Origin of the sequence: Bradyrhizobium lupini, assembly GCF_040939785.1 — a bacterium.
GTDB classification, from domain to species: Bacteria; Pseudomonadota; Alphaproteobacteria; order Rhizobiales; family Xanthobacteraceae; genus Bradyrhizobium; species Bradyrhizobium canariense_D.
In genome coordinates this window covers 2321780-2347432 of sequence record NZ_CP162553.1, presented here as the reverse complement: position 1 = coordinate 2347432, position 25653 = coordinate 2321780, and the positions used below count along the sequence as shown (strand labels likewise).

At 59.9% G+C, this 25653-nt stretch carries 13 protein-coding genes, 7 pseudogenes and 1 other annotated feature; of the genes and pseudogenes, 13 read left to right on the top strand and 7 right to left on the bottom strand.

Features of this window, described 5'->3' with window-relative positions; all coding sequences use genetic code 11:
- The first annotated feature begins 417 nt into the window (after positions 1-417).
- The 3 genes from AB3L03_RS11400 to AB3L03_RS11390 all read left to right on the top strand — a co-directional run bounded on the left by AB3L03_RS11400 (position 418) and on the right by AB3L03_RS11390 (position 3030).
- The gene (locus AB3L03_RS11400; RefSeq protein ID WP_368508603.1) at positions 418-960 is read left to right on the top strand and encodes a hypothetical protein; all 543 of its coding nucleotides are present in this window, start codon (positions 418-420) and stop codon (positions 958-960) included.
- A 23-nt stretch (positions 961-983) separates the two neighbouring features.
- Positions 984-1622 (top strand): hypothetical protein, encoded by a 639-nt coding sequence (locus AB3L03_RS11395; protein WP_368508602.1) that lies wholly within the window; start codon positions 984-986, stop codon positions 1620-1622.
- Between the two features lie 478 nt (positions 1623-2100).
- The gene (locus tag AB3L03_RS11390; RefSeq protein ID WP_368508601.1) at positions 2101-3030 is read left to right on the top strand and encodes a TauD/TfdA dioxygenase family protein; all 930 of its coding nucleotides are present in this window, start codon (positions 2101-2103) and stop codon (positions 3028-3030) included.
- 666 nt (positions 3031-3696) lie between these two features.
- On the opposite strand, the gene AB3L03_RS11385 is transcribed toward AB3L03_RS11390, so the two are convergent.
- Both AB3L03_RS11385 and hemN read right to left on the bottom strand, forming a co-directional pair.
- Complete coding sequence (locus AB3L03_RS11385) at positions 3697-4956, bottom strand: carbohydrate porin (protein WP_368508600.1); 1260 nt, start codon at positions 4954-4956, stop codon at positions 3697-3699.
- 1696 nt (positions 4957-6652) lie between these two features.
- Positions 6653-8011 carry an oxygen-independent coproporphyrinogen III oxidase gene (hemN, locus tag AB3L03_RS11380; RefSeq protein ID WP_368508599.1) on the bottom strand — a complete coding sequence of 453 codons (1359 nt, stop codon included), beginning with the start codon at positions 8009-8011 and terminating at the stop codon, positions 6653-6655.
- A gap of 2171 nt (positions 8012-10182) precedes the next feature.
- Here hemN and AB3L03_RS11375 point away from each other — a divergent pair.
- The 3 genes and pseudogenes from AB3L03_RS11375 to AB3L03_RS11365 all read left to right on the top strand — a co-directional run bounded on the left by AB3L03_RS11375 (position 10183) and on the right by AB3L03_RS11365 (position 12796).
- Positions 10183-11421, top strand: a complete 1239-nt coding sequence (locus AB3L03_RS11375) for a cytochrome P450 (RefSeq protein WP_085348739.1) — start codon at positions 10183-10185, stop codon at positions 11419-11421.
- A 712-nt stretch (positions 11422-12133) separates the two neighbouring features.
- Positions 12134-12519 (top strand): annotated as a pseudogene (locus AB3L03_RS11370) (transposase); the annotation flags it as partial.
- Positions 12431-12543: a sequence feature (AL1L pseudoknot), on the top strand. (Overlaps the previous pseudogene by 89 nt.)
- Entirely contained in the window at positions 12488-12796 is a 309-nt protein-coding gene (locus tag AB3L03_RS11365) for a helix-turn-helix domain-containing protein (RefSeq protein WP_368509033.1), read from the top strand. It overlaps the preceding feature by 56 nt. The pseudogene AB3L03_RS11370 and the gene AB3L03_RS11365, both read left to right, overlap by 32 nt.
- A gap of 1026 nt (positions 12797-13822) precedes the next feature.
- On the opposite strand, the pseudogene AB3L03_RS11360 reads toward AB3L03_RS11365, so the two are convergent.
- Together AB3L03_RS11360 and AB3L03_RS11355 are read right to left on the bottom strand one after the other, a co-directional pair.
- Positions 13823-14192: pseudogene (locus AB3L03_RS11360) on the bottom strand (diaminopropionate ammonia-lyase); the annotation flags it as partial.
- A gap of 299 nt (positions 14193-14491) precedes the next feature.
- Positions 14492-15520: an IS110 family transposase gene (locus AB3L03_RS11355; RefSeq protein ID WP_368508598.1), complete on the bottom strand. Its 1029-nt coding sequence runs from the start codon at positions 15518-15520 to the stop codon at positions 14492-14494.
- A 141-nt stretch (positions 15521-15661) separates the two neighbouring features.
- On the opposite strand from AB3L03_RS11355, the pseudogene AB3L03_RS11350 reads away from it, so the two are divergent.
- A pseudogene (locus AB3L03_RS11350) lies at positions 15662-17203 on the top strand (ISL3 family transposase).
- 605 nt (positions 17204-17808) lie between these two features.
- Here the strand turns inward: AB3L03_RS11350 and AB3L03_RS11345 are convergent.
- Positions 17809-18312, bottom strand: a complete 504-nt coding sequence (locus AB3L03_RS11345) for a TetR-like C-terminal domain-containing protein (protein WP_368509140.1) — start codon at positions 18310-18312, stop codon at positions 17809-17811.
- Positions 18313-18375: 63 nt separating this feature from the next.
- Positions 18376-18615 (bottom strand): annotated as a pseudogene (locus tag AB3L03_RS11340) (hypothetical protein); the annotation flags it as partial.
- 52 nt (positions 18616-18667) lie between these two features.
- On the opposite strand from AB3L03_RS11340, the gene AB3L03_RS11335 reads away from it, so the two are divergent.
- Positions 18668-19867 carry a cytochrome P450 gene (locus AB3L03_RS11335; RefSeq protein WP_368508597.1) on the top strand — a complete coding sequence of 400 codons (1200 nt, stop codon included), beginning with the start codon at positions 18668-18670 and terminating at the stop codon, positions 19865-19867.
- A 334-nt stretch (positions 19868-20201) separates the two neighbouring features.
- On the opposite strand, the pseudogene AB3L03_RS11330 reads toward AB3L03_RS11335, so the two are convergent.
- Positions 20202-20291, bottom strand: a pseudogene (locus AB3L03_RS11330) (recombinase family protein); the annotation flags it as partial.
- 266 nt (positions 20292-20557) lie between these two features.
- Between AB3L03_RS11330 and AB3L03_RS11325 the strand changes: the two are divergent.
- From AB3L03_RS11325 to AB3L03_RS11305, 5 genes and pseudogenes are all read left to right on the top strand, one after another.
- The gene (locus AB3L03_RS11325) at positions 20558-21760 is read left to right on the top strand and encodes a cytochrome P450 (RefSeq protein WP_368508596.1); all 1203 of its coding nucleotides are present in this window, start codon (positions 20558-20560) and stop codon (positions 21758-21760) included.
- Between the two features lie 94 nt (positions 21761-21854).
- The gene (locus AB3L03_RS11320) at positions 21855-23144 is read left to right on the top strand and encodes a cytochrome P450 (protein WP_368508595.1); all 1290 of its coding nucleotides are present in this window, start codon (positions 21855-21857) and stop codon (positions 23142-23144) included.
- A gap of 1 nt (position 23145) precedes the next feature.
- Positions 23146-23453 (top strand): annotated as a pseudogene (locus AB3L03_RS11315) (ferredoxin).
- A complete protein-coding gene (locus AB3L03_RS11310; protein ID WP_368509032.1) occupies positions 23440-24285 on the top strand; it encodes an SDR family oxidoreductase in 846 nt (281 codons plus the stop codon). Before AB3L03_RS11315 ends, AB3L03_RS11310 begins: the two are co-directional and overlap by 14 nt.
- Positions 24266-25626, top strand: a pseudogene (locus AB3L03_RS11305) (cytochrome P450). Before AB3L03_RS11310 ends, AB3L03_RS11305 begins: the two are co-directional and overlap by 20 nt.
- Positions 25627-25653: the final 27 nt, after the last annotated feature.

Genomic DNA, 25653 nt, shown 5'->3' with positions numbered 1-25653 from the left:
GCAGGAACAGCCAGGTTTGGTAGTTTCATTCCGGGGCGTGCTGGTCCCTGAGGGCAGCTAGCCCATCAAGCGTCGAAGGCGCAAATCAAAAAGCGCGGTTGCAAGCTGGTCCAGCCGTTGCTTTCGAGCCGTGCGCGTTACGGTGAAACGTGGGATAAGATCTTGCTTTCATTCTGACCGCGCTCGATCGGCCGTGAGCCGCTCAATGGCTACCCAGGTCGATTCCACCTGGCACACTGCCTGCGGCTGCACGCCTCGACTGTTGTTTAGCATGCTTCCGATGTTACCAGCCTGCCTTATTGACGACGATCTAATGGCGTTAACGCCGCATGCTGATGGCCCCGTCTAGTTCAGCATTTCGGCTCGAAAATTCAAGTTGTCGTGCGGAATTGCGAAGGTAAGAGAGAGCATATGCCTATGAAACACACGGTGGAGCACATCAAGCGTTCGTTGCGCGTGCTCGGCAGACTTGCTGCCGTCCTCGGCGTCTTGTCCGTGCTCGGACCGAACGATGTGCGATGCGAGGCCACCAAGGGCTATGGCTCTGCAGCGACGGGCGGGCTGGGAGGCGAGATAGTTCAGGTCAGATCAACCAAAGCTCTGAATTATGAGTTATGTCGGTCGTACAGCTTCGGCCAGTGCAATGACCATACTCCGCGCGAGATCCAGGTAATTGGAACCATAGACTTTACCGGTACGGAGGGGCGAGGCGAAGGGCAGGGATGCCAACACGGCCGTGCCTGTTCGGCACCTTACAAGCGTGAGTCCCTTCTTCTGATCGATGGAAACGACGCGCATTGCGATGGCAAGGAGAAGACGTCGGTCGTCTTCGACAGGGCCGGCAAGCGCCCGCTGGAAATTGGCTCAAACAAAACGGTGATCGGCATTCGCTCGACCGCTACAATCAAAGGGAAGGGGCTGCGCCTGAATGGGGTCGCAACGTCGTTATTCGCAACCTGACCATCAGTGATATCAATGAAGGCGTGATATTTGCCGGCGATGCTATTGCAATTGCACGAGCCGACCTGGTGTGGATCGATCACAACCGATTTCACAATATCGGGCGTCAGATGATTGCCGGCGGCTTTGGCCCCACGACGAATATTAGGGTATCCTGGAACGACTTCGATAGCAGCGATATCTATTCCTCTTATTGTAACGGGGAGCACAATTGGAACCTCCTGTTTCTTGGTGTCCCGCAGACGATCACTATCGCAAATAACTATTTTCATGAGATCTCGGGGCGGGGGCCGCACATTGACGGTGCGCAGGCCATTATCCATCTCGTTAACAATTACTTCCACAACACGAATGCGCAACACAGCGGCGGATTTGTCCATGCAGTGGATGCTGGATCGTCTGTGCAAGCACTCGTCGAGGGTAATTACTTCGACAACATTGAAACACCTATAACGGTCGGTAGTGGGCATATCTTTGCCGTCTTAGGCAAAGACACCGGGACAATGCCGAGCATCTGCCTCACTGCCCTCGGACGTCGGTGCATCGAGAACATCGCGATCCCAGTGCCGCGGATCAATGGCTTTCGCCTAGATGAAACCGTAAATTCAATCGTTTGGGGCTCTTCCAAGGTCATCTATTCCTCTTCCATTTCCGGCGGATGAAGTTCCGGCAGTGATCGCGGCCAGGGCAGGTCCCGGACACCTTCAGAGCCGGTGATGGCTCGTTCGCAGACGCGGCCCGTGTTTGGTTGATTGTGCAAACGGTTGGGAAGGTGCCATACTGGACGAGAACGGCACGCACGGCTCGCTGCTCAAAGTTGCACGAAGGCCGTCTGGCGCGTTTCTGTTCGGGTGCCGAGCGGTACAATTCCTCTCGGTGTTGCGTGCCTTTCGCCCGGACCGGGGCGCTTGCCTCAGAGTTTTCACCTCTGGTCTTTTTGCGGGTTCGGATTGCAAGAGGATCGGAGGTGCCATCGCGCTCCTGGCAAACTGTTCGGATCATCAACCCGACGTTCACAGCTCGTGTCCGACTGGCATGGCGCTTGCTCAAGAGTACCCGCAGCGCGAGGTTCGTCATCGAAAGCGAGTGAGATGTGCCCTCGACTGCTCGAACAATCCGCAAAACCTGGACAAAATTGCAATGAAAGAAACAGCTTCGACCGAGCGTGTCATTCCAGCGACCGACGTCGTCAAGCGCGCCGCGCGCATCGGTGTTGAAATCAGAAATATCAAACTTTCGGGTGATTTGCCGAGCCAAACCGTCGCTGCAATCAATAGCCTGCTGCTCAAACATAAAGTGATCTTCTTCCGCGATCAGGGGCATCTTGATGACGCGGAGCAGGAGCGCTTTGCCGCTTGTTTGGGAAAGCTGGTACCGCATCCGACACTCGGTACGATCAATGGAACGACCTCGATCATCGAGCTTGATTCCGCGCGTGGAGGTAGCCGAGCCGATGTATGGCACACCGATGGAACCTTTCTAGCGGCGTATCCCAAAGCTGCGGTGCTGCGAGCTATTGTGACCCCATCGTCCGGCGGCGATACGATTTGGTCGAATGCTGTGGCGGCGTACCTGGATCTGCCGCGGCCGCTCCAACGGCTTGCCGACGAACTCTGGACCGTTCACAGCAACGCCTTCGACTACGCCGGGACCTGCCGTGTTCGCGAAATCGATCAGAAGCATTTTGATGAGGTCTTTACCAAAACAATCTATGAGACGGAGCATCCGGTGGTCCGTGTACATCCCGAGACCGGCGAGCGCGCGCTGGTGCTCGGCGATCTGGTGCAAAGGTTTATTGATATCCCAAAACGCGACAGCCAGAAGCTGTTTCAACTATTCCAGTCCTATATCACGGCGCCCGAAAATACCGTGCGCTGGACCTGGAAAGAAGGCGATGTCGCGATTTGGGACAACCGCGCAACACAGCATTATGCCGTTAACGATTACGGTGACCAGCATCGCGTCGTTCATCGTGCCACACTCGATGGCGACGCGCCCGTCAGTGTCGATGGTCGATGCAGTGTGACGCGCCTCAAGATGACGAAGCACCCGTCCACGAAAGTTGCCTAGAAGTGCGCGGCAAATTCACATAGTTGCACTGGCTTGTCGCATGTTCGCCCGAGGAGGAGCTAACGCGCGCGCAGACCCGGGAGGCGACCTCCTTGCTGAAGTAAGATGCTCAAGCTTATCTCGTCCGGCCGAAAATGATTCAGCGCCGAGTGGCGCAAGTCATCCGGCCGCGTCCGGTTGACTTTCCCACGGACGGGGGTGCGTTTCCGCCAACCTTGCGCATCGCCCTTCGGACCACGGCACGACCGTCGGACAGACAGAGCGCGATTGCCGGAGCTGGCTGAATTTTGGCATCTGTGTCGCGGTTCCACTTCCAAGTCTCTTCGCGGGAATCTCCGAGGGCACGATTTCGGCGTTGTCATGGGCTCGGACGCGAGTATGACGATTTGCAGGAGCAGCTAACGAGAAGCACTGTCACTGCCGCAAGAGGATACGACTTTTGCGCGATACGGCGCCGGTCTATCGCTCTAGCCCGAACCAGCAAAGGCTCCAAGCTACCCTTCCCAACAGCAGGCTACCTTGGACATGCCTAAATTCACGCGGTACCCGGCCTCGCGCCAGGAGCACAGAGATAGCAAAACGCCGCGATGACCGGCCCAAGCCGTTGAAAGGGAACGATTGTAATTTCGACGACATGCCGGTGAATTCACGCCCAGTCCTGAGCCTTTAGAAGAATACCGACGTAGATACTAATATATTCAGGGCGTGTCCGGTTTGCGGTGTGTAGGTAATGCTTGTTGGGTGATTGATGTAGGTCAGTCCTACGGTTGTATATATCCCGGGCGCCAGATGCGCCGTGTACAGTCCCGAAATTGCTGTACTGTCGCGGTGCGCCAGCTGCTCTTTTGCCAGTGCAGCGTCCACCGCGACATGGCTCCAGATGGTATTGCTGACAACAAGACTCATCTGATCTGTGGGCCGGCTGTCCAATAGGCCCTTCGCATAAAGGCGAATCTCGTAGTATTGACTAGCTCTATTTAGGTCAGGCGGAGCATACATTGCAGAGAGCCCGCCATAGACTCCGCGAGATGCCGAGCCGTGGACGGCAGACTGCCAGAATTGCCTGTCCGCACCTACATAGTAGACGCTGTTGGCCTTGGTCGTCGCTTCTGTCGGATGCTGCAGGTCCGTGTAGCTGCTGTTGTTGAAGCCCGCGCCAGCCCGCAGCCAAGTCTCCATTACACCCGGAGTAGGCTTGTTCCTGTAGGAAAGCTCATCAAGCAAAAGAATGCCTGCGTCGCGCGTGCTCCAGTTCAAGCCAGTGGGATTCTCGCTTACATGCGCATATTGTCCTGCTGGACTGACCGAGCGCTGGATTGAGAATTTGTTATATAGGCGATCATCAAAATTATACTTCAGATTAAGAGCCGGCGTTGGCGCCCAATTGTTGCTCATGCCGGCTTGGAACAGCATTCTCGATGAGGGTCCAAACACTTTGTCTCCAGCGCCCGCAAACTCATGTTGGTTCCTGAGGTAGCCCAGTTTGAGTTCGATCCTTCTGTCGAATAGCGTTTGATAGTAAGAAACTGCATTGAGGCCCAGCCGATCTGGCCCAGCGCTCTGCCATGTCCAGTGTTGATGCTCGGCTCCGACCACGATCTGACCATCGGGAATTCCAAACCGAGCGAGGTCATAAGTCACGATCATAGAGTTGATCGTACTAAATGTCGGATTCTGGCCGACATATTGCTGATTGGCGATGGTGCTTCTGGCGGCGTTGCCGAATTCATTGTCGACAAGCGTGTTTAGCGTCCAGCCAGCAAATCCAATCCCGAGATCCGAAAATTGGGATCTGACAGAAGCTGTATCGTGATCTATCGTGTCCGCAGGACCAGGAGGAGTGAAAGCGCCACCTCTTTCGCGAAGCTTCTCGAATTTTGCGAATGGGTCGATCTGATTTTCAATTCTGATCTTGGCCGTCGCCATGGCAACGTCTCGCTTTATTGTGGTCGTAGCTGTTTTTGGCAAGGAGCTCCTAGGAAGGCGGGCTGCTCCCTTGGGCCGCCCGCTTCGGAATGTCATGGCCGAATCCGAAATTGTTCTGCTTGTTGCCTCATCGAGCTCATCGGGGCTGGGGCTTCTTGGGCCAGAGATCTCGCGACTCGGCGCCGCCGAACTGCTGGCGAGACTAGCTATCAGACAAAGGACAATACGACCTCGTGGCTTCGCAGTTGGTCCAGACATGAAAGCAACGACGCCAGTCAGATATGCTTGCGTGGATAGCGGCGTTATAACGCAACGATGCATGGTGATTTTCGCGCCCGTCGATTTGAATAAAGTGCACTTCCACCTGACGGACTAGAGCGGATGTCAAATCTTGTCCCTCAATGCGGTGGGAGACGCTTGACACAAGGCGGCCTCTCTATGTCAGCGAGACCGCTCAACCTTGCGCGCTCTCACCACAGCGGCGCCGCTTGGCCTACGTGTGGGTACACAGCGCAAACAACCTAGTCGCTCGATCGCTAATCAAGGCGAGCTTCTGCTGGAAGGTGTCGACATTAGCGGGCTGCGCGGTGTGCGCGTTCGCTAGCAAGAGATTGGTGGCCGATACACGGAGGCCAGGGACCTTGCGACAAACCCTCTGCCAAAACGAAGGAAAATTGCTTTCAACAGAGAGCAGCGGCAATAGCGGAGCTCGCAGAACAACACGCCCGATCCAAGAAACGCCGCTCGCAGCTCGGTCGATGGGATGAAGCACAGGCAGGCAGAAGGCGCTAACATCCTTGGCGGCCCGTAAGCTCGCCGCCACAAACCCTCGAGTGGCTCTCATGTGAAGATGGAAGGCACGATTGGAGACGGTTTGATACCTGGGGACGACGAGGCAAAACATCCATCAGCTCCATTGATCGATGAAATCTATATCGCGCGGCGACTTCCTATGTGGCCCGAGCGAATTTCACAGCCACTGACTGGCATGTGTCCATCGTCTCCATCAATTGCTAGGTTTGGTAGTTGACTGAGCGGGAGGTCGGCTGTCGCTGCGTGAATCGTAGCTAATGTGTCGCTCGACTCCACAACCCCGGCGTTCACGGCCGATCGGTATCGCAGCGTCGGCGGGTGAATTCTAGGCGTTCGCTTCGATCCACGTCGCGCGAAGCTCTTACAGGGAACGGTCTTTTCGAAGACCGAGATCCCGCCGGATCTGGTTGTAATTGTGACGCTCGAATATCCTTTGCGCCGTATCACGCATGATTTCCGCGGCCACCGCCGGAGCCAAGGGTCAGATGTCCTTGTCCACCCGGACGGGCTCGATCAGGGGTTTCGATACGGAAGTCCCTAAACGTCAAGATGTCATCATCTCCGACGACATAAGATGATCCGTTCTCGATCTCCAGTTGGTTGGCGGCGTCGCGCACCCAATCGTCGTCCCTATCGAGGTCCGTGGCTATGAAACTTGTCGAGATGTATGGTCATGCTGCTTTTGAGCGAGGAGCGTTGTTGTCGGGGTGTCCATTTCCCGGCGGTAGTGCGTCCAGCTTGTCTTCGCGGCGCGGTCAGGGCGGCTCTCCGCCTCACAGCTTCGCACGTCGTCGTTGATCGGTTTGGAGCTGGTTGTGAGTGTGCCAGGTGAGCGACCACATTCCTCAGGCTTCCTGGCGCGTGCAGCAAAACGAGATTCATTTCATCCAATCATTGCGTTGGCTGGTCTGAACAGAGGGGGTGCGAAGAAACAATCGAATGCGGCTGCCACGGCCCGGGTGAGAAAACGATGCTCCGGCCTCACGCGGAGGAATCCCTTTTCCATTTCGACGATCCCATCGTCAGCGAGCATTGCCAAGCGTTCGCCTGAACCGAGCAAACCGACCGGGTCAAATCCATGAGCAACGCAAATTGCCGGCACGTCCACCTCGAAATCGCACATTAGCCGCTCAATGATCGCGGCCCGGACGCGGTCTTCAAGGCTGAGACAGTAGCCCTTTGACGTCGCCAGACGGCCGGCGTTGATTTGGCCGCTGTAGGAACCCGCCGTAACTTCGTTCTGGACGTAGCCCTCGCCAAGCCGGCCGATCGCCGACGGTCCGAAGCCGATCACTTTATGGCAGGTGTCGGCCGAGTAACCGAGTGAATTCCGCCGCAGGCGACCGGCTTTCTGCGCCAGCGCGAGCTCATCGTGCGGCAAGGCGAAATGGTCGAGTCCGATCTGGCGGTAGCCCGCTGCAGTCAGTGTATTGGCCATCGCGGCTGCTTGTTCTGCACGGGCATGGCTGTCTGGCAGCGCTGCCTCGTCGATCAGGCGCTGATTCTTCTTGAAGAAAGGAACGTGCGCGTAGCCGAACACCGCAAGCCGGTCTGGTCGCATTGCCAGCGCCGTTGTCGCGGTCTGAACGCAGGACTGCACCGTCTGATTTGGTAGCCCGTAGATGAGGTCGAAGTTGACGCGCATTATTCCATGCTGCCGCAGCGACTGGACAACGCGCTCTGTTTGTGCCTCACTCTGGACCCGGTTGATGGCTTTTTGGACAATTGGATCGAAGCTCTGGACGCCGAGGCTCGCGCGGTTCACGCCGGCAGCCGCCAATCCTTCGCATGTGGCGAGCGTGAACGTGCGCGGGTCGATCTCAACAGCAATGGCGGCCGTGTTCGAAATCGCAAAGCGGCGGCGCAGAAGCTCCATCAACCGCCGGAATTCCGTTGGCTCGATGAGGGTCGGCGTTCCACCGCCGAAGTGGACGTCGCTCACAGGCAGCGGTTGCGCAACCTGCGCCGCGACCAAATCGATCTCCCTACGAAGAACCCCCAAAAAGTCGAGGATAGGAGAATGCCGGCGAGTGATGCTTCGAGCGAAGCCACAATACCAGCATATCGATCGACAGAACGGAATGTGGAAATAGAGCGACACCGATTGATCAAGCGGCAGCTGCTGCAGCCATCTCTCACAGGCGTCGCCGCCGACTGCTTTGGAGAACTGGGCTACAGTTGGATAGATGGTGTACCAAGGAAGGCGAGCATCGTAATACGTGCTTAAGATCGAGGTCTGCAAGGATTCTTATCCCATGTTTACGAAGTTTTCCGTCGCAAGCGAATTGTCTTGCATCCCTTTGCTTGCCAAGGGCGATCGAGACTGTCGCTAGGCAATTGGGAGCTTGCGTGACGGCCGATCTGCCGAAGAACGCGCTGTCGGATAACAATCCGCTCCCCTCGGACACAGAGAACAAGTTCTGCAAGCGAGATACTCGAATTAACACGGCCACGGCGGGGTCCCCAATTCGTCCGCCTCGATAATCTTTGATCTTCGGCAACGAGATGCCCACCAGGGCCGTTTAAGCTGCTAGAGCTCGAACTGCTCCACGATTTGACTCGTGCGAGGTTCAATGACCAACATTGATACGGTCCCGTATTCTCCATCAACTGACAAGGTTGGTAGTTGATTCTGCGTAGCGTATTCCCCATCGGTCCAGGAATAATGGGTCCGCTTGGCTCCGTCCCGGTATGTAGTGAAATTCGCCAATGAAGGGATTGTCGGTGGGCGTCTTCGTGGATCCCTCGCAGAAGAAGTCCTTTCATGCGTCCGTTACTCGGCGGCAATATTGCTACGAGCGAAACGTTTCCTATCGGCGGCTCTCGCGCAGCTGGCGTGAGGAAATGAGCCGGGTGGGTGAGCGAGAACGGATGGGTGCAATTGAACAGCCGGCCGCCTCAGAGGCGCCGCCAGTTTTGCACAGACGTCAAGGCACCTACGTTGGGGGTAGCCGTTTTCGTGTGTCTGCGCACCGCAGGAGCCGACCTTTTAAGCGACGTCAGGCAATATCTCGCGAGGGCAGCTCGTCAAGCCGCTCCAACGCTAAGCATGGCGCCGCCCGACGACAGGCGATTCTATCGGAGGTTCTTTCGGGAGAACAGGCGAGCGATCGAATAGTGGAGCTATCTGGTACTCACCGCTTCACCTTCTTCCGTTTCATCTCCGCCGTCAGCTCAAACCTATCGAAGCCGGCGAGGAAACTCGCGCCTTCGTCTAACCCAGAAGGTCCGATCACAGTCGGAGCACCACCGCGCTCACCCCCTGACACGTCGTACCTCGATGATTTGCCGAGTGTTCAGTCCCAGTCCAGCTCTCCACACGTCGGTCGCAGATATCGAAAGTGGTTGAGGATCAAGCGGCTTCACCCGGGCTCGTGTAGTTCGTTGGGCGCGGCGTTGTGCCGAAAGTTCCAAACACCGGCGCAAACGAGGACGCCGGGCGCTTCCCAAAAACGCATACCCGAAAAACGAGGCTCAATAAGCAGAACGCTCTCTTCTCTCCAATTCAGCGCATCCGGCCTCTTGAGATTGGATGACTTGATGTACGATCGAGCCCTCCTGCCGCGAACGTTCTACTGGACGCCACTGTTCGTCGGATAGGCTCAAATCGCGCGAAACCAAATAGCCCCAATGAGCCGACTACGGCGGCCTAGACCCGGGAGATCGCGGCGCCGATAGCTCTAGACGGTATTCCTGACCGCCTCAGCTAGGATTGCGTAAAGATGCCGCTTGCTCATTTCCTGAGGCCGCGTTTCTAGCGCCTTTTGCGGCAGCTTCTTTCGGACGCGATCGCGGCGGGCAGCCATCGACGTCGGCCCTCGCTTGGGGACCGATCTAATCTTGAGTTTTGCTGTTGGTGGCTTGTGACCTCGAGTGAGACCCAACCGAGTCAGCCTGCCGCAGACGGCTTGCGACTGCACTCGAGATGACCCGCGATCTGCGCGGCACTCTGTTCCTCGGACCAGAGCTGTTTCAGGTGTGCCAATTCTCTTCTATTCCAACGCATGGAAGATACTTTGTTGCCAGTTCGGACATCCGTCGCTTCGCGCAATGTAAGTGGTCGAGTGGCAAAGGGCTGCCTGCCCGAGAAAATGACGATAAGCGGCTGGGTGCCACAGCTGCGAGTGCTTGCGGCTTGATGTTGACTACCACAAAGGGCACGTTCGCGCCCTCCCAATCCTGATAGGGGAGCTTCGCTCGCCTTTCGATTATCTTTGTCGACAGGGACCGAACCAAAGTCCGTAACATGATTTCAGATTTCGGAGCTCGCGCGAAGTCCAGCCATGAACATGCGTGACAGATCATTAGTGCACCGCCCAAGCTCGTCGTGTTCGAGCAAGCTTCCCCCGCGAACTCTAGACAGCGCACTCAGCTGATCCAGCAAAATTGCAGGCCAATGTCAGCGAGACAATTATGACAGCGTTATCGACAGAAAGCGCCTGCGAGAGCACTGATATCCCGCTGAGTCGCCTTGATGTAAGCGAGCCCAAGCGCTTCGAGGATGATACAGTTTGGCCTTATTTCGAGCGGCTGCGAAGGGAAGATCCCGTCCATTATTGCGAAAACAGCCCATACGGACCATATTGGTCGATAACAAAATACCGCGACATCATAGCCGTGGACTCAAATCACACAACATTCTCATCAGAGCGAAGCGTCACAATAGTCGACCCGCCGGAGGAGTATTGGACCCCCAGTTTTATCAAAATGAATCCTCCTCTCCACGCTCAGCAGCGTAAGACTATCAGTCCGATAGCGGCATCGGAGAACTTGGCAAATCTTGAAGGCTTGATCCGCTCGCGGGTTCAGAAGATTTTGGACGGTTTGCCGCGCAACGATACCTTCAACTGGGTCGACAGGGTCTCGATCGAGTTGACGACCCAAATGCTGGCCACGCTGTTCGATTTTCCATTTCAGGATCGGTGGTTGCTGACCTACTGGTCGGACGTAGCTGCCTTGACTCCACAAATGGGCGACCAGATCGACAGCTGGGAAAAGCGAAAGGTGGTGCTGTCGGAGTGCCTGGACTATTTTACGCGGCTTTGGAGCGAACGGGTCAATTGTGAGCCGCGCGGTGACCTGATCTCGATGATGGCGCATTCACCGGCGACCCGAAACATGGAGCCCCGCGAGTTCCTGGGCAACCTCATTCTGCTGATTGTTGGAGGTAACGATACTACGCGCAACTCAATTACCGGGGGCGTCTTGTTCATGAGCCAAAATCCATCCGAAATGCGAAAACTCCGGGATGATGCTTCGCTGGTGTCCGGTGCGGTATCCGAGATTATACGATACCAAACCCCCATTGCACACATGCGCCGGACCGCTGTGGACGATTTCACGATAGGCCACAAGCGAATCAGGCGAGGCGAGAAAGTTGTGATGTGGTACATCTCTGGCAACCGAGATGACGAGGTCATTGCGAGAGCCAACAGCTTCATCATCGATCGGGAAAATGTACGGCAACATCTCTCTTTCGGATTTGGGATTCATCGCTGCGTGGGTAGGCGCCTTGCGGAGCTGCAGCTGAAAATCCTGTGGGAGGAGATGCTGAATCGATGTTTGGAGGTAAATGTGGTCGGCGAACCGGAGCGAGTTCAATCGAATTTTGTGCACGGTTATTCCGCACTGCCGGTGCAGATCCCAGGTTAGTCTCGGCTGCGGCCGACCTTCAACACTGTCATGCCGTTCAGGCCCGGCGGTTGGGACAACGACTTTCTGGAGTAAGTTCACCGGCGTTGCGTGACGGGCTTACGGTTGTTTCGAAGGTTGCGGGCAGGGGCCGCTATCGCGTCGAGGATTTCGGCCGGGCGGCTACGATACTCATCACGGCCTGCTGGAGCCGTGCCAGCCTTTCAAAGTGTAGGAAGCAGTCCGTCCAGTCGATGAACTGACTGACCAGACGGGCCATACGAGGGGGGCTCACTTCATGTGAAGACGAGGACAAGCAGGCTCGAGCAGAGTAGCGCAAATCCGGCTGCGGTCAGCCCGAGGAAGCTGCTGGAGACAAGATCATGACTGCCCATGAACGACCTCTGCGGCGAGGAATAGAGATCGGCAATCGCCGCTCCGCTTCCCTTTCTGGCCAATCTCGGCATTGTTATTCAAATGAGCCGGATAATTCCTGCTGGTCTCGGGGCAGAGCGCACTTTTCCAGCAAGATCGAGCGACAGTTCGCCGCCTTCCGGCGGGCATCCGCGTTTTGTGCTCTCGTGGTTGCAAACGGATCGCTCCGCCAGAAGCTGAGTAGACCAGAGCATCTTGACAGCACAACTCACTCAAATCGTGCCGTCAGCGTTTGAGCGCTTGCAGGATTGAGCGCCCATCTGAACCGCCGCCGCAGGTTTGGCGGAGGCTCCAAGTCTTGAGAAGGTGGAGCCAAGACAAGCAAAGACGACGCAAATGTTCACCCGACGCCCGAGCCCGAGCGGTTCGTATAGCTCTGTATCAGGCCAACGAGCACAGGTCGCGCTGGACGACGGTGACTTCCATTGCGGCCAAGATTGGCTGCACGCGCAGACCTTGCATGACTGAGTCAAGAAGGTCGAGATCGACAGTGGGCAGCGGGCCGGCGTTCCGACCGAGCTGGCCGAGAAGCCCAAGGCTCTGGACCGGAAGAACCGCGAGCGTCGGCAGCCAACGAGATCCTGCGTAAGGCAAGCGCTTATTTTGCGACGGCGGAGCTCGACCGCTGGTCCAAGCCATGATCGCGTTGACGATGATCGTGCGGCGCGTGGGGTTGAGCCGATCTGAAAGATGCTGCCGATCGCCCCCTCGACCTACCGCGGAAGCAGATTATTCCGAAAGGCGGGCGACATGCCACCAGGATGTTCAGATCTTCGGCAAAGGCTGTCTCGGGGCAATAGCTCTCATTGGTAGAGCGCGAAGAGATCGGCCTCTCAAGGTGCAGGGCCAATCGATCCAACAGATTGGACGTCGCCTGGGGCGGGCTGATTCGACAGTCTCGCGTGAACTGCGGCGCAACGGCCGCCCGCGCCGAACCAGAGGGCCATGGCCGCCCATGTGAGGACCATAGCGCCCGCGTGAGGCTCGCTCAGGGAAATGCGGTTGGCGAGAGCCCGGAAATCCGAGCCGTACGGGACGATTCCGTCCTCCTCGCAATGAGACGATCTGAACGCGGCGCGATCGTTTCGAACGCAGGCGCCGCGCGAATTGCGAGGATACCAAGCCGCGTCAAACCATGAATTCACTTCTGCACGCGAGAGGCTTTTAACCGCTCGACAAGTGTGCGCTATACCGAGTGCAAAGAGGGCACTAGCCTTATCGCATTATCCCTCGAAAGGAGAGATGGAGCGTGAGCGAATTTACGGGAGAGGTTCAAGCGAATATGGGCCTGGTCTTGGATCAGGTCTGTGCGGGACTGCCAAATGGCGGTGACCACGAGAGCCGTCGATATGTCGCTGAGCAACTGATCCAAGCGGTGCGGGCGGGAAAAACGACTGTGGGGAGCTGACCTCTGCGGGACGTCGCGCTGTCGTCTATCTGAAGAATGCGCCGAAATCAGCCTAGCAGTCCCTTGTTGCCGGCCCGATCTGCCCTGCGTTCGCTCGCAGGCAGCCGCGTACCCGACAGACCTCGTGTTGTTAGGGCACATTGACGGGTGGCATGGGCGCCGTCGGGCGCGGCATGAACGCGCTTCGGTGGTGGCCGCGTGCCGCCAACATGATCGCGAAAGCCGTGAGAACGATCAGGAGTCCACGCATATCGACAGATTACTCGGAGAGCTGTATCGCAATTATGAAACGGCTCATAGCCGGTGGGCCGAATCAAGAAGAAAATGAAGCTGTTGTATCATTCGATGAGGCGAACGCGTTTGGACTGCAAAGCGCCAAAGTCATAGCGCTTGTTCTTGCGGCAAGACGGCAAAGCCATGCCTTTTGTGCCGAAAACGTGCGTACGGGCCTCGTTGGAAGCAGAAATCTGCGGCGGATTTCAATCATAGGGTCAATCGCTGGATGCCTTAGTTCTTGGCCTTCTCTTGGGCTTTCGTCCTCGTCACGAGTTCACCGAACGGGCCGCGGATCATGAGCGTCTAGGCCTCCAAGCTTCTCCTGACCACTTGCGATAGAGACTGACCCACGAGCTGTTCGTAAGCGCCAGGATCCGTCGCGCCCTCGGTATTGATGAGGAAGACCCGTGCGTCCGGTTCAAGACCAATCAAGCGCGCAAGGTCGAATCGGCAGCAACTTTCAGCAACCCTGCCAGACCAACCCCACACTTTCGGCTGCAACGACAGCCGGATCACCGTCCCGGGGATTGGCCAAACGGTTCATAACCCCGACGGCGTCCTCGTCATCGACAATCATAAAAGCGTCGGCTGCGCGCGAAAGAATGCGCCAGGCGACGAGCGAAGGTTCGTAGCACTCGAGCATCGCCATCACTGTCGGCTGCCCATGAGCTACCTTGTGTTTCGGCATGGAATAAGGGCTCTGACTCATATGTGGAACGGCCCGGGCTGCAAGATCTTTCTCTGGTTGAACAAGGGATGACGGTGCGGTCATATGTTCGGCCTGTGAACGCGGCGCCTGGCCGCTGGCCACGATGATATCCGCGGAAGCAATCGCCCAATCAATTTCTCGCGCTCGAAGCGCAGTGAGTCAGGCGGTCTGATTGCTACCGGGAATGACGTCATTCGGGGTTCATCCAGATTTGCACCTTGCCTCCTCGGCAGCGTTCTTCTTCCGCCGGAGAGCTCTTGAGATTAGGATTTCAGCATTGCGGCCGGCGCCTGATAGTTGCCGCCTCTGACCAGCAAGGCCCAGATCGTGCGCGCAATCTTATTAGCGAGCGCGACCGATACGACCTTGACCGGCCGTCTTTGCAGCATGGTCCGAATCCAGAGTGGGACTTTCAAGCCTCGTTTAGCAAGCTTGATGATAGAGGTCGCACCAACGATCAGGAGCGTCCGTAGTTGCCGATTTCCGCGCTTTGATATCGCGCCGAGCCTTTCTTTCCCGCCGCTCGACTGTGCCCTCGGTGTGAGCCCCGTCCAAGCCGCAAAATCTCGTGCAGTCGCAAAATCGCGAGCATCCACGACGGATGTCCGAACGGTAGCGGCGATGAGAGGACCGCCCGGAATGCTCATCAGACGCCTTGCATCAGGGTCCTTTCTGACGGCAACCAAAATCTCTCTGTCGAGCTTCTCTATGCGGGTTGTAAGCAGCTCAATCTGTTCAGCGAATAGGATCAGGGCAAAGCGGGCGGCGCCGGGAATCCTATTGTCTTTTTCGTCCCGGAGAAGCACCAGGAGTTTTGCGATGCTTGCCATGCCTGTGCCAGCGATAATGCCCAATTCGGCCATATGGGCACGCAGGGCATTTGCAGTCTGGCTGCGCTGCTTCATCAGCATCTCTCGCGTTCGCAAAATCATGCTGGCTGCTTGTTGTTCGGCAGTCTTCACGGGCACGAACCGCATTGTCGGGCGGTTGACCGCCTCACAAATGGCTTCAGCATCCGCCGCGTCGGTCTTGTTTCGTTTGACGTAAGGCTTCACGTAGGCTGGCGGCATCATGCGGACAGAGTGGCCCAACGCCGCTATCTCGCGTGCCCAGTGATGGGCACTCGCACAGGCCTCCATACCTACCACGCAAGCTGGAAGGCTCCGAAAGAAGGGCAGAACCTGCGATCGCCGCAATGTGCGACGAACCAAGACTTTCCCGTTTTCGGCGATGCCGTGAACTTGAAAGATCGACTTGGCCAAATCCAAACCCACTGTGATAATCTTCTCCATGGAACGGTCCTTCCTTTGTGGCGCCTCTCTACGCGAGCACGTTAGGCACTTTTGATGCCGGTTCGAAGGGCCGTTCCACACCATCACTTTTGATGAAGTTCAAGCGTCGGCTCGCGTTGGTTTCACAAAGGAATCAATACCATGCAGCGAGCCCTACGTCCGTCGGCCTTGGTCCCTCGCGGGTTTAACGTGGAGAGCGCCGTCTGTGACGGCGCCGCGACCGTGATCACCATCCGTCCCACGAGCGGGACGAGCCTCTGTCCTGGATGCGGAGCCAGTTCTGGGCGGATCCATAGCCGATATCAGCGACGCCTCACCGATCTGCCGCTGGCGGGGCGGCCGGTTCGCCTGGTGATCGTGGCGCGCCGCTTCCGCTGCGTTACTGTTATGTGCGGTCGACGTATTTTCACCGAGCGTTTCGATGACGGCGCTCTGGCGCCGTGGGCGCGGCGAACGGCCCGGCTCGATCTGGTCGTCCATCACCTTGGGCTTGCCTTGGGTGGCCGCGAGTTTTGCCCGTGCTGCCCGTGAGCAACGATACGTTACTTCGGGTGGTTCGAAGGCGGGGCTGTCCCCCTATTGCTGCGCCGAGCGTGATCGGTATCGACGACTGGGCCTGGCGGCGCAATCAGCGGTACCGAACAATCATCTGCGACCTCGAGCGGCGACGACCGATCACTCTCTTACCCGACAGAGAGCCAGCCACTGCGCAGGCCTGGCTCGCGGGGCAGCCACAGATCGCTGTGGTCGCGCGCGACCGGGGCGGCGGTTACGCCCTTGCTGCGGCCAAGGCACTCCCGCACGCTACCCAGCTCGCCGACCGTTGGCACCTCATGGAGAACGCCAGCCACGCCTTCCTGGATGCGGTTCGCAAATCCATGCGCCAGGTCCGCATCGCGGTCGGCTCCGCCACCATAAATCCCGACTTGCTGACCGCCGCCGAGCGCATCCAGTATGAGGGCTATCTTCGGCGTGAGGACACCAACGCGGCAATCCTCAAACAGGCTGAGACGGGCGTCTCCATAAAGGAGAGTCGTACGGCTCACTGGACATAGTCGGGGTCTCGTCCGCAGGGTATTGCGAGGTCAGCGATCCGATGTGTTCAGGGTGCGCGAGAGCTCGTTCGAGCACTACCTGCCATGGCTGGATGTTCAGTGGGCCGCTGGCCATTGTAATGGCGCCGACCTTTGGCGTCGCCTCAAGGCGCAGGGATTTAGAGGCTCGGTGCGAGTCGTTGCCGAATGGGCGACACGCCGTCGGCGTGCCGAAATGCCCGATGCTCAGAGCCTGCAGCGCGTACCGTCCGCGAGAACTATCGCCCGCCTGATGACCAATGGCCGCGATACACTATCAAGGTCAGAGACCGTCACCATTGCGGCGATTGAGCAGGGCGTTCCTCTTCTGGTGGAAGCTCGAGAGATCATAGCCGCTTTCCATGCGATGATCCGCAAGAAGGCTCACGGAGAGCTTGAACCATGGTTGGAACGGGCACGCGCAAGCCTCGTCATGTCTTTCGCCAACGGCGTCATCCAGGACAAGGCCGCCGTCAGCGCAGCGATCACAACGTCTTGGTCCAACGGACAGACCGAGGGCCAGATCACCAAGCTCAAACTGGTCAAGCGCCAAATGTACGGACGCGCCAAGCTCGACTTGCTGCAGGCTCGGCTAATCGGTGCCACATGACCCGTGTTGCACCAAAATTGCGTCAGAGCCCCTTTTGGATGCCGATAGGGGGTCCCAGTCGAACGCCGATTGACACTAGCTCGCCCTGGTCAGTGCTCTGGAGCGGGACATCGCTGACGGCCGGCTGTCCGATCGCGACCACCTGAGGCGCTGAAAAAGCCTGCCGGCGTCCCAGCGCGAGTGCTCTATTGCCTGCCGACGTTGCAGAGCCCCACGGCTCGCACGATGAGTCTTGACCGCGGCCGCGCATCGGTGAATTCGCGGAGGAGCTCGATATCGCCATCATAGAGGATGACGTTTACGGCTTTTTCTTCCCCGAGCGTCCTGTGCCGATCGCCTCATTGGTGCCGGCCCACTCCTTCTAAATCACGTCCTACTCCAAATGCCTTGCGCCAGCCTTCAGGCTCGGGACAGTAACAGTCCCGCCGGCCTACATCGCTCAAACTGAGCTCCTCCTGCACGCCTGTGCCTGGTTTGTTGCTCCGAGGCTGTGATGCGGTTGATTGAGAGCGGAAAGCTGGAAGAACTTCTGCGTGAGCGGCGCGTCCAGGCGCGCGAGCGTTACGGGGTGTTCGTACGGCTGCCATCAAGCCGGTGCTGCCGAGCTAAAGAAAATCACCAATGGAAATTCTCGGCCAGGTCTTTGTCCGCCGAGCGGCTTTGATCTTCACCGACCAAGCGTCGATGAGACTGCCGAGGACCAATCGCCCGTTGCCGCGAATGTCCGGCCATTTCATCGTTGGTGTTCCCAGTGGCAACGAGATCACCCCATGCGCCGCCGATAGCAGGGCGGTCGCTAGGCGCTCCGTCAGCCCTGGCGTCGCCTCCACGCCCAATTCGGAAAGATACTCCGCGATCGAGGTCACAAAGAGCCCGTATCCCTTTCGCGCGATCTCAGTTTGCCCGAAATAAACCCCGTCGGGAAAACGCCTGTCCTCGACCGTGCCGGCCATCGAATAGAGCGATCGAAAATGATCGGGATTGTCGACCCAATAATCGATATAGGCCTGCATGACGCGCCGCAGCCGGGCCTCGCCGCTGGAATGGAGGGCGCGGACTTGTTCGAGCCGATCCGCCATTTCCTCGAGATTCCTCTCCTTCACTGCCATCAGTAGCAGGATCTTGGTCGGAAAGTATTTGAGAACCGTGCCCTTCGAGTAACCGAGCGCATCGGCAATCTTCTGGATCGAAACCGTTTCGAGTGTGCCGCTCGCGAATTGCTTTCGCGCTGTTTCAAGGATCTCGAGCCTGCAACGCTCGCTTGTCAGCTTGTTGGCGCGCGCGCTTCTGAAAGCGCCGCATCGCCTTAGGGTTTCCTGATCTCTCGACCGACATCCGAATCTCCGCCCGGGGTCTCCTGCAGCTACATGGCAAAAAAACGCCCTTCGATTCGTGGGCTTGCCAACTCTCATTATAAATGACTATAGTCAATTAACTACACGAAACGACAGTGGGAGGGAAGCGGTGGCAGCATCGGCACTGGAGTACGCCTGCAGCGATTTTGATCCGTTCGCCTGGGACACTCGCATCGACCCCTATCCGGCCTATGCCGCGCTTCGCGCGAAGGCGCCCATCGTCCGCCTTGAGAAGTACGGCATCTTCGCCGTGCCGCGTTTTGCCGAGATCAAGGCGGTCTTTGCGGACCATCTGAACTTCAGTAATGCCGGTGGTGCCGGCATCGTCAATTATTTCAAGGAGAAGCCGTGGCGTCCGCCGAGCATTGTCCTTGAAGCTGACCCGCCGCTACATACACGCACCCGAAAGGTGCTGGCGCGGATCATGTCGCCGGGTGCGATGCGGGGCCTCGAGAACGGCTTCAAGGCCAAGGCTGTCGCGCTGGTCAATGAATTGATCGAAAAGAGATCGTTCGACGCAGTCCGCGATCTTGCCGAAGTATTTCCGGTGACCGTATTTCCGGACGCCCTGGGCATCGACAACGAAGGCCGCGAAAATTTTCTGACCTACGGCGCAATGGTCTTTGCCGGCATGGGGCCCGAGAACGACTACTTTCGAACTCTCATGGCCCAGGCACCTCAAGTCTTGCCCTGGGTCGCCGCAAAATGCCAACGGGAGGCATTGGCTCCCGGCAGTTTTGGCGCGCAGGTCTACGAGGCTGCCGATAGCGGCGAAGTCACCCAGGACGAAGCGCCTCTGCTCGTTCGGTCCTTTCTCTCGGCGGGGCTGGATACGACAATCAGTGCCATAGGCATGGCTCTCTTTAGTTTGACCCGTCATCCGGAGCAGTGGGCCGTACTGGCTGCCAATCCTTCGCTGGCGCGCGCGGCATTCGATGAGAGCCTGCGCTATGATTCCGCCGCACCTTACGTCTTCCGGACCACACCGCATGAAACCGAGATCGCAGGGGTGCCGATCGGTAAGCACGAGAAACTATTACTGCTGATTGGTTCGGCAAATCGCGACGAAACGCGGTGGGAACGGCCCGACCAGTTCGACATCACCCGGCGCGTTTCAGGGCATATCGGCTTCGGCACCGGGATCCACGGCTGCGTGGGGCAGATGATCGCGCGGCTCGAAGGCGAAGCCGTTCTGGCGGCCTTGGCGGCGAGCGTCGCATCAATCGAGACAACGGGCGAGCCGGTATACCGCGACAGCAGCGGCTTGCGGGCCCTCAGCTCACTGCCGGTACGCGTTACGACGAAATAGCGCCAGCCCGGGCTCTTTGCAGCGGCTGTCATTGCGCGTCAGGACGGCTGAAGGACCTGCTTCCTTTGCGAGCTTATTGTCCCGAAAGGGTTGTGTTGTGACGCCGTGCAAGCCCCGCTGCTTCCTCGACGTAGTTGCTATAGTTCAGCACGCCTTTCGCATGGAAGTTCGTTGAGCCGAGAAGGGATCTTGTTCTTGTAAACGAGCTTCCCCAAGGGCCCGAAGGATCAACGATCGCCTTGCTGACGTTTGCATCGAAAATCGCGGGCCCTCTATCAAGTCTCGCGAAATGCGCCATCTTCGTCGTCGTGGCGAACCCCAGGCCGGTCACCAGATCAACGCCGGCGGCGAGCAGCGCATCGCGCTGCGAGTCCGTGCTCTGGCGCTCGGAGTCCGACGACACGCGCATGTAGCCAACCAACATAGGCGGATACGCATCGGAAATAGGTTTCCGTATTGCAGCGCGTGGAGACAGAGTTTTCCGCATGTTTTTTGCGCCACCAGGCGTTTAGTTTAGGACGCCACTACAAGATTCGGTAGTTGGCTAAAGACACTTTGAGGCCCTAGGGTCCGGCCGCCTTCCCCGCCGATTATCATCGACGAACAGAAGTGAACGCAAGCGCACGTGAAGCCCGCAGCGCCTGCCGGTCACCTTCCGCCCTTCCATCGCGTAGAGACTGAAGTGTCACCATGTCCGAACAACCCTTGCCGACGCTGCCGATGTGGCGCGTCGATCACATCGAGCCCTCGCCCAAGATGTTGGCGCTACGCGCCAACGGTCCGATCCACCGCGTGCGCTTCCCGTCCGGGCACGAAGGCTGGTGGGTGACAGGCTACGACGAGGCCAAGGCGGTGCTGTCCGACGCGGCGTTCCGGCCCGCGGGAATGCCGCCGGCGGCATTCACCCCGGATTCGGTAATTCTCGGTTCGCCGGGGTGGCTGGTCTCGCACGAGGGGGGCGAGCATGCCCGGTTACGCACGATCGTGGCGCCGGCCTTCAGCGACCGCAGGGTGAAGCTGCTCGCGCAGCAGGTCGAGGCGATCGCCGCGCAGTTGTTCGAGACGCTGGCGGCCCAGCCCCAGCCCGCCGACCTGCGGCGCCACCTCTCCTTTCCGCTTCCGGCCATGGTCATCAGCGCGTTGATGGGCGTGCTCTACGAGGATCACGCGTTTTTCGCCGGGCTCTCCGACGAGGTAATGACGCACCAGCATGAAAGCGGCCCGCGCAGCGCGTCGCGCCTGGCCTGGGAAGAACTGCGCGCCTACATTCGCGGAAAGATGCGGGACAAGCGCCAGGATCCGGGCGACAACCTGCTGACGGATTTGCTCGCGGCGGTCGACCAGGGCAAGGCGACCGAGGAAGAGGCGATCGGCCTGGCCGCGGGCATGCTGGTGGCGGGGCACGAGAGCACCGTCGCGCAGATCGAATTCGGCCTGCTGGCCATGTTCCGCCATCCGCAACAGCGCGAACGCCTGGTCGGCGATCCATCCCTGGTGGACACGGCGGTGGAGGAAATCCTGCGCATGTACCCGGTGGGCGTGGGCTGGGACGGCATCATGCGCTATCCGAGGACCGACGTGACCATCGCGGGCGTGCATATTCCCGCGGAGAGCAAGGTGCTGGTCGGACTGCCGGCGACGTCGTTCGATCCGCGCCATTTCGACGATCCGGAAATCTTCGATATCGGGCGCGACGAAAATCCGCACCTAGCGTTCTCCTACGGTCCGCACTACTGCCTCGGCATGGCGCTGGCCAGGCTGGAACTCAAAGTGGTGTTCGGTTCGATCTTCCAGCGCTTTCCCGCGCTGCGCCTGGCCGTGGCGCCCGAAGAACTGCAGTTGCGCAAGGAGATCATCACTGGCGGGTTCGAAGAGTTGCCGGTGCTCTGGTGATGCGCGGACGCCCCCGGGAATCGCGATCTTCTCCGCAATTTGCCGGCGCGCCTGGCGCGCGCCGTTCAGATCAGCCAGCCAACAGTTAAGCAAGATGGACGTGCAAGAAACCACAGCAGCATGCCGGGACGCCTTCGCCGAACTGGCTTCGCCAGCGTGCATCGACGACCCGTATCCGTTCCTGCGATGGTTGCGCGAGCACGATCCGGTGCATCGCGCGGCGTCGGGCCTCTTTCTGTTGAGCCGCCACGCCGACATCTACTGGGCGCTCAAGGCCACGGGGGATGCGTTTCGGGGACCGGCGCCCGGCGAACTGGCGCGCTATTTCCCGCGCGCGGCGACCAGCCTGTCGCTCAATCTGCTGGCGTCCACGCTGGCGATGAAGGACCCACCGACGCATACGCGTCTGCGCCGGCTGATCTCGCGCGATTTCACCATGCGCCAGATCGACGACCTGCGGCCGAGCATCGCGCGCATCGTCGCAGCGCGCCTGGACGGCATGGCGCCCGCGCTGGAGCGCGGGGAGGCGGTGGACCTGCATCGGGAATTCGCGCTGGCCTTGCCCATGCTAATCTTCGCCGAACTGTTCGGCATGCCCCGAGACGACATGTTCGGGCTCGCCGCCGACATCGGCGCCATTCTGGAAGGCCTAAGCCCGCACGCCAGCGATCCCCAGCTCGCCGCGGCGGACGCGGCCAGCGCCAGCGTGCAGGCCTACTTCGGCGACCTCATAGAGCGCAAGCGCACCGATCCCCGCCACGACATAGTGTCGATGCTGGTCGGCGCACACGAGCACGATGCCGACACGCTGTCGGATGCGGAGTTGATCAGCATGCTGTGGGGCATGCTGCTGGGCGGCTTCGCCACCACTGCCGCGACCATCGACCATGCGGTCCTGGCGATGCTGGCGTATCCCGAACAGCGGCACTGGCTGCAGGGAGACGCCGCGGGGGTGAAGGCATTCGTCGAAGAAGTCCTGCGCTGCGACGCGCCCGCCATGTTCAGCTCCATTCCGCGTATCGCCCAGCGCGACATCGAACTAGGCGGCGTGGTGATCCCGAAGAACGCGGACGTGCGGGTGCTGATCGCGGCCGGCAATCGCGACCCGGACGCCTTCGCCGACCCCGACCGCTTCGATCCCGCGCGGTTCTACGGCACCGGTCCTGGCATGTCGACCGACGGGAAGATCATGCTGAGCTTCGGCCACGGCATCCACTTCTGCCTCGGTGCGCAACTGGCCCGGGTGCAGTTGGCCGAGAGCCTGCCGCGGATCCAGGCGCGCTTCCCCACGCTGGCATTGGCCGAGCAGCCCACCCGGGAGCCCTCCGCGTTCCTTAGGACATTCCGCGCGCTGCCGGTGCGGCTGCATGAGCACGGTGGCTGAGATGCGCGTCGTGGTCGACCAGGATCTGTGCGGAACCACCGGACAGTGCGTGCTGACGCTGCCGGGCACCTTTCGCCAGCGCGAACCGGACGGCGTGGCCGAAGTGTGCGTGGCGACGGTCCCGCAGGTGCTGCACGCCGCCGTGCGGCTCGCGGCCAGCCAGTGCCCGGTCGCCGCCATTCGGGTCATCGAAAGCGACGCTGGCGATGACGAGCGCGCCACCGCCGACCCCGCGCCTTCTCCGGCGAGGCCGAGCGGCAGGCCGCGAAAGACCAACGCAATCCACGAGGACACGATCGGACGGTTTGAAGGCAAGGTGGCCGTGGTGACCGGCGCCGGCGCCGGCATCGGCAAGGCATGCGCCCTAGCCATCGCGCGCGAGGGCGGCAGAGTGGTGGTGGCCGACATTGACGGCTCGGCGGCCATCGCCTGCACCGCGCAGATCGCGGCCGAAGCGGGCCACGCGCTGGCGCTGGCGATGGACATCGCCGATGCGCAGGCGGTGGCAGCGCTGTTCGAGACGGCGGAGCGGCACTTCGGTGGGGTCGACCTGCTGGTGAACAACGCGAGCGCCACGCATCTGACCCCGCGCGACCGAGCGATCCTCGACCTGGACCTGGCGGTCTGGGATCAGACCATGGCGATCAATCTGCGCGGTAGCCTGCTCTGCTGCCGGCAGGCCATCCCACGGATGATCGCCCGCGGCGGCGGCGCCATCGTCAACATGTCGTCGTGCCAGGGGCTCAGCGGTGACACCGCGCAGACGTCCTACGCCGCGTCGAAGGCGGCGATGAACATGCTATCGGCCTCGCTCGCCACCCAGTACGGTCATGCGCAGATCCGCTGCAACGCGGTTGCGCCGGGTCTCATCATGACCGAGCGTCTCCTCGCCAAGCTGGACGAGCGCATGCAGCGGCATCTGCGCCGGCACCAGCTCCTGCCGCGCGTCGGCCGTCCCGAGGACGTGGCCGCGCTGGTGGCGTTCCTGCTTTCCGAGGATGCTGCGTTCATCACCGGCCAGGTCGTGTGCATTGACGGCGGCATGCTGGCGCATGTGCCGACGTACGCCGACGGTGGCAACAGCCGCGCCGCGCGGCCTCCCGGCAACACCGCCGAAGCGCCTGCGGCGCCGCGCTGCTGAGGGACATGCTGCTCAACCCCTGGCTCGTCGGCACCGGCTGCGGTACGACATCCCGGTCGTGCCCGGCGCTTTCCCCTGGTCGGGCATCTTCCCGCCATCGTCTGCGACCTGCCGCGCCTGCTGGGGCGCGCGGAACGGATGCTGGGCAGCCACTTCTGGCTGGATTTCGGCCCTGCCGGACACCTGATGACGTGCGTGGATCCGGATGCGTTCGCACTGCTCCGGCACAAGGACGTGTCCTCGGCGCTGATCGAAGAGATCGCGCCCGAATTACTTGGCGGAACGTTGGTCGCCCAGGACGGCGGCGCGCACCGGCAGGCGCGCGATGCGATCAAGGCGGCGTTCCTGCCCAAAGGGCTGACTCAGGCCGGCATCGGCGACCTGTTCGCGCCCGTCATCTGGGCGCGGGTGCAGGCGTGGCGTGATCGCGGCGACGTAACCATCCTGCGCGAAACCGGCGACCTGATGCTCAAGCTCATCTTCAGCCTCATGGGTATCCCCGCGCAGGACTTGCCGGGATGGCATCGCAAGTACCGGCAACTGCTGCAGTTGATCGTCGCGCCCCCGGTCGACCTGCCCGGTCTGCCCTTGCGGCGCGGCCGCGCCGCCCGCGACTGGATCGACGCGCAGTTGCGCCAGTTCGTCCGCGACGCGCGCGCGCATGCCGCGCGCACCGGGTTGATCGACGAGATGGTGAGCGCCTTCGATCGCAGCGACGATGCGCTCTCCGATGACGTCCTGGTCGCCAATATCCGATTGCTGCTGCTTGCCGGTCACGACACCACCGCCTCGACGATGGCCTGGATGGTGATCGAGCTGGCGCGGCAGCCTGTGCTGTGGGACGCCCTGGTCGAGGAGGCGCAACGCGTGGGCGCGGTGCCGACCCGGCACGCGGACCTGGCGCAGTGTCCAGTCGCCGAGGCCCTGTTCCGCGAGACGCTACGCGTGCATCCGACGACCACGCTCCTGCCGCGGCGGGCGCTGCAGGAACTGCAACTCGGCCAACGGCGCATTCCCGCGGGCACCCATCTGTGCATCCCGCTGCTGCATTTCTCGACCTCGGCGCTGCTGCACGAGACGCCTGATCAGTTCCGCCTGGCGCGGTGGCTGCAACGCACGGAGCCGATCCGGCCGGTGGACATGCTGCAGTTCGGTACCGGCCCACACGTCTGCATCGGCTACCACCTGGTATGGCTCGAACTGGTGCAGTTCTGCATCGCCTTGGCGCTGACCATGCACAAGGCCGAGGTGCGGCCGCGGTTGTTGAGCAGCGCCGAAAAAGGCCGGCGCTATTACCCGACCGCACATCCGTCCATGAAGATCCGCATCGGATTCTCATGAGCTGGCATCGCTTGCGCCCGTATGGCG